Source organism: Micromonospora sp. RV43, assembly GCF_001029515.1.
Taxonomy (GTDB): domain Bacteria; phylum Actinomycetota; class Actinomycetes; order Mycobacteriales; family Micromonosporaceae; genus Micromonospora; species Micromonospora aurantiaca.
This window is the reverse complement of record NZ_LEKG01000302.1, coordinates 1-4533: the sequence shown is the minus strand read 5'-3', so window position 1 is coordinate 4533 and position 4533 is coordinate 1. Positions and strand designations below refer to the sequence as shown.

The window sequence follows — 4533 nt, the reverse complement described above, 5'->3', positions numbered from 1 at the left end:
TTGTGGGCGGGCGCGTACCGCCACCGTGCCGTTCCGGCCCGGCGACACGCTGCTGCTCTACAGCGACGGCGTGGTGGAGCGGCGCTGGCAGGACCTGGCCGCCGGGATGGCCGGGCTGGGCGCGGCGGTGACCGGGGCGGCCGGCGGCGACCCGCGCGCGCTGTGCGCGGTGGCGACCGCGTCGGTGCCGGGCGCCACCGAGGACGACGTGGCGGTGCTCGCCGTCGAGTACGCGGTGCGCCCCAGCCGGTCGGCGAGCATGGAGGTGCCGGCCGAGCCGACCGCGCCGAGCCGGGTCCGGCACTGGATGACCGCGCAGCTCGGCGAGTGGCGGGTGCCGGAGGCGGTGATCGGCGCGGCGGTGCTGTGCACGAGCGAGCTGACCACCAACGCGCTGCTGCACGCCGGCACCGCCGCCCGGGTCGAGGTCGACCTGTCCGCCGAGCGGTTGCTGGTGTCGGTTGCCGACTCGGGCACCCGGGGTCAGGTCACCCGGGCGCAGACCGACACGCTCAGCAGCCGCGGCCGCGGGCTCGGCCTGATCGAGGAGTTGAGCGACGCCTGGGGCACCGACCCGACCGTACGCGGCTCGACGGTCTGGTTCGAGATCCTCATTCCGGCGGGTGAGCCGCGCGTCGGCGACGCCCCGGCCGGGTAGGAGCCGGACATGGCCGACGACAAGCGATGCGGTGTCCTGTTCGACGTGGACGGCACCCTGGTCGACACGACGTACCTGCACACGGTGAGCTGGTGGGAGGCGCTGCGCCAGGCCGACCACCGGGTGCCGATGGCGCGGATCCACAGGTCCATCGGCATGGGCTCGGACAAGCTGCTCGACCACCTGCTCGGCGCCGAGCGGGACCGGGACGCCGACGGCCGGCTGCGCGACGCGCACGACGCGCTGTACGCGGAGTACTGGGAGCGGCTGGCGCCGCTGCCCGGTGCCCGGGGACTGCTGCGCGCCTGCGCCGAGCGCGGGCTGCGGGTGGTGCTGGCGACCTCGGCCGCCGAACACGAGGTGACAGCGCTGCGGGCCGCGCTGGACGCGGACGACGTGATCGACTCGGTCACCTCGTCGGCCGACGCGCAGGAGAGCAAGCCGGCGCCGGACATCCTGGTCGCCGCGCTGGACCAGTCGGGGCTGACCGCCGAGCGGGTGGTGTTCGTCGGCGACTCGGTCTGGGACGTGGCAGCCGCCGGCAAGCTGGACATCCCGTGCATCGGCCTGACCTGCGGCGGCACCGGCCGGGCGGAGCTGGCCGGCGCGGGCGCGGTGGCGGTCTACGACGACCCGGCGGCGCTGCTGCACGCCCTGCCGGACAGCGCCATCGGCACGCTCGGCTGACCGGCGGTCGACCGGCGGGCACGCGCACGCTTAACCGGACCCGCTTCGGGGCACTGCTGGACTCCACCGCCCGGCCGCCGGGCGTCGGAAGGGTGGTGTCGTGGAACCGGTCGATGTCGCGTTCGCTCTGCTGGGCGTCGGTGCGCTGCTGGCCGGGGTGCTGCCCCGGGTGCTGGAGCGGCGGCCGCTGTCGATGCCGATCGCGTTCCTCGGGCTCGGCATGCTCGTGTTCGTGCTGCCCACCGGTCTGCCCACACCGGACCCGCTGCGCTGGCCGGAACTGACCACCCACCTCACCGAGGTCGGGGTGATCGTCGCGCTGATGGGTGCCGGCCTGAAGATCGACCGTCCGCTGAGCTGGGCCCGCTGGTCGTCGACGTGGCGGCTGCTCGCGATCGCCATGCCGCTGTGCATCGCCGCGGTGGCGCTGCTCGGCTGGTGGTGGGCCGGTCTGGTGCCGGCCGCGGCGCTGCTGCTCGGCGCGGCGCTCGCGCCCACCGACCCGGTGCTCGCCTCCGACGTGCAGGTGGGCGAACCGACCGATGTGGAGGACTCGGAGGACGAGGTGCGCTTCGCGCTCACCTCGGAGGCGGGCCTGAACGACGGGCTCGCCTTCCCGTTCGTGTACGCGGCCATCGCGATCGCCACCACCGGGCTCGCGCCGTCCGGCTGGCTCGCCGAGTGGTTCGCGGTGGACGTGTTCTACAAGCTCGCCGCCGGGGTGGGCGGCGGGCTGCTCGTCGGCTGGCTGCTCGGCAAGCTGTTCTTCCGTGCCCCGAGCAAGCTGCGGCTGGCCCGGCACTCCGAGGGCTTCCTCGCGCTGGCCGCGACGTTCCTCGCGTACGGGCTGGTCGAGGTGATCGGCGGGTACGGCTTCCTGGCCGTGTTCGTGGCCGCCCGCGCGATCCGGGCCGCCGAGCGTACGCACGAGTTCCATTCCGTGCTGCACGACTTCGCCGAGCAGGTGGAGCGGCTGCTCACGGTGCTGTTGCTGCTGCTGTTCGGCGGCGCGGTGATCGGCGGGCTGCTCGCGCCGCTGACCTGGCCGGCGGCACTGGCCGGGCTGGCGCTGGTGCTGGTGATCCGGCCGCTGGCCGCGTGGCTGTCGCTGCGCGGGGCGCCGGGCAGACCGGCCGAGCACTGGGTGATCTCGCTGTTCGGCATCCGCGGCGTCGGCTCGTTCTACTACCTGGCGTACGCCACCAGCAAGACCGACTTCCCGCAGGCGGATCTGGTCTGGGCCACAGTCGGTCTCGTGGTGGTGGTGTCGGTGGTGGCGCACGGGATCGCCGCGACACCGGTCATGCAGTTGCTGGACCGGGAGGGCGAACGCACCGGCGAGGACACGCGGGCCGGGTCGGCGGCGCAACCGGTGGGCGCCACCGGCTGACCGGCCCGGGCCGAGGGCTCTCAGCCCAGCCGGGCGGCGAGCGCGCGGCCCAGGTCCCGGCCGGAACGCCAGGCGGTCTGCACGCGCGGGCGGCCGAACGCGTCACCGGCCAGGCCGATGCCGTCGTCGTCCAGGTGGAACGTGGCGCTCCCGGCGTGCGCGGCCGGGGACGCGTACGTCCAGCGGTGCACGTGGGCCGACACCGCCGGCTCGGGCAGTCCGAGCAGGTCGCGGACCGCCTGCTCGATCGCCGGGCGGGCGGCTGTGGGCTGGAGCAGGTGCCCGGCGGCGAACTCGGCTGTGGTGTGCGCGACGAGCACCGGCGCGCCGTCACCACGGCGGTCGCCGTCGTCGCAGACCAGGCTGAGTACGGGGTGGCCGTTGACGAACGCCCCGCGGAAGTCCGTCCAGCGGCGGGCCGGGAAGTGCAGCACCCCGCTCAGCGCCGGCGACCAGCGTTGCGCGGCCACCGCCCGGGTCGCCTCGGCCAGCGCCGGGTCCAGCAGCAGCGCCGCCTGCGGGCCGGGCATGGCGAGCACGACCGCCTCGGCCTCGGCGCCGTCCACCCGGAGGCCGGGCTCGACGCTCATCACCAGCCGGTCGTGCGTCACCGGCAGGTCGCCTGCGAGCTGCTCGACGAGTGAGCGCAGCCCGCGCGGGGCGGCCCAGCGCATCGGGCCGGTGACCTGCTCGCGCCCGCCCGGCCCGTACGCGACGAGCGTGTCGGTCCACTCCCGCGCCAGCCCGGCGGCCCGCCACCGGTCCACCACGACGGCGAAGTCCGGATCGTCCACTGTGAAGTACGCGGCTCCCAGGTCGGCCGGGCGGCCGTCGAAGCGCTTGCTGGCCATCCGCCCGCCGGTGACCCGGGCCCGTTCGCGTACCCGCACCGGCACACCGGCCCGCGCCAGCTCGGTCGCGCACGCCACCCCGGCGATGCCCGCACCGACCACCACCACGCCCGTCCGGTCCGCCGTCACCAGGTGATCGTAGGCGGCGGGCGGCATGAACCCGCCGGGCCGGGGGTAGTGGTACACCTGTTCGAGGAGAGGTGATCAGCATGGCCGACCGCGCCAACACCAACGGCAGGAACGTGAATCCGGACGCCGCCGTCAAGGACCCGGACGACTGGGTCACCGGCGACGAGCCGCCCACCGCCGCCCAGGAGTCGTACCTGCACACCCTGGCCCAGGAGGCGGGCGAGCCGGTGCCGGAGGGCCTGACCAAGGCCGAGGCGTCCCGGCGGATCGACGAGCTCCAGGCGGAGACCGGCCGGGGCCGCTGAGGTCAGCGCGGGGGCAGGCGGTGCAGCTCGACCCGGTCGAGCCGCCCCGCCACCACCCGGGCGGTCAGGTAGGTGGCGTACGGCTGCGCCCGCCGGTCGGTGGGTGAGCCGGGGTTGAGCAGGCGCAGACCACCCGGGGCGACGGTGTCCCAGGGGATGTGCGAGTGCCCGAAGACGAGCAGGTCGCAGTCGCCGTACGTGGCGGCGCAGCGCTCCTCGCGGCGGGTCTTCGGGCCGGTCTCGTGCACCACGGCGACCCGCAGGCCGTCCAGCTCGACGCGGGCCACCTCGGGCAGCCGGGCGCGCAGCTCCGGCCCGTCGTTGTTGCCGTACACGCCGACCAGGCGGCGCGACCGCGCCTCCAGCGCGTCCAGCAGCGCCACGTCCACCCAGTCCCCCGCGTGCACCACGACATCCGCGGCCTCCACGGCCCCCCACAGCACCGCCGGAAGATCCCGCGCCCGCTTGGGCACATGCGTGTCCGCCATGATCACGAGTTCCACCCCCTCATCC

The 4533-nt window shown here is 75.2% G+C and carries 6 protein-coding genes; 4 read left to right on the top strand and 2 right to left on the bottom strand.

Annotated elements, in window-relative coordinates; translation table 11 throughout:
- From ABD52_RS36365 to ABD52_RS36355, 3 genes are all read left to right on the top strand, one after another.
- Positions 1-658, top strand: a 658-nt coding sequence (locus ABD52_RS36365; protein ID WP_152748370.1) for an ATP-binding protein, incomplete at its 5' end; no start/stop codon positions are given.
- Positions 659-667: 9 nt separating this feature from the next.
- Positions 668-1345: an HAD family hydrolase gene (locus tag ABD52_RS36360; protein ID WP_047894736.1), complete on the top strand. Its 678-nt coding sequence runs from the start codon at positions 668-670 to the stop codon at positions 1343-1345.
- Between the two features lie 100 nt (positions 1346-1445).
- A complete protein-coding gene (locus tag ABD52_RS36355) occupies positions 1446-2735 on the top strand; it encodes a sodium:proton antiporter (RefSeq protein WP_047894735.1) in 1290 nt (429 codons plus the stop codon).
- 20 nt (positions 2736-2755) lie between these two features.
- Here the strand turns inward: ABD52_RS36355 and ABD52_RS36350 are convergent, their stop codons facing one another.
- Positions 2756-3742 carry an NAD(P)/FAD-dependent oxidoreductase gene (locus ABD52_RS36350; protein ID WP_200905291.1) on the bottom strand — a complete coding sequence of 329 codons (987 nt, stop codon included), beginning with the start codon at positions 3740-3742 and terminating at the stop codon, positions 2756-2758.
- Between the two features lie 53 nt (positions 3743-3795).
- Here ABD52_RS36350 and ABD52_RS36345 point away from each other — a divergent pair, with 53 nt between their 5' ends.
- Positions 3796-4020 carry a DUF3072 domain-containing protein gene (locus ABD52_RS36345; RefSeq protein ID WP_013474820.1) on the top strand — a complete coding sequence of 75 codons (225 nt, stop codon included), beginning with the start codon at positions 3796-3798 and terminating at the stop codon, positions 4018-4020.
- Between the two features lie 2 nt (positions 4021-4022).
- On the opposite strand, the gene ABD52_RS36340 is transcribed toward ABD52_RS36345, so the two are convergent.
- Complete coding sequence (locus ABD52_RS36340) at positions 4023-4523, bottom strand: metallophosphoesterase (protein ID WP_047894738.1); 501 nt, start codon at positions 4521-4523, stop codon at positions 4023-4025.
- Positions 4524-4533 lie beyond the last annotated feature (10 nt).

Excerpts from the sequence above, each read along its gene's own strand:
- ABD52_RS36360 (WP_047894736.1), top strand. The coding sequence starts at position 668 with ATGGCCGACGACAAGCGATGCGGTGTCCTGTTCGACGTGGACGGCACC.
- ABD52_RS36350 (WP_200905291.1), bottom strand. The coding sequence starts at position 3,742 with ATGCCGCCCGCCGCCTACGATCACCTGGTGACGGCGGACCGGACGGGC.
- ABD52_RS36345 (WP_013474820.1), top strand. The coding sequence starts at position 3,796 with ATGGCCGACCGCGCCAACACCAACGGCAGGAACGTGAATCCGGACGCC.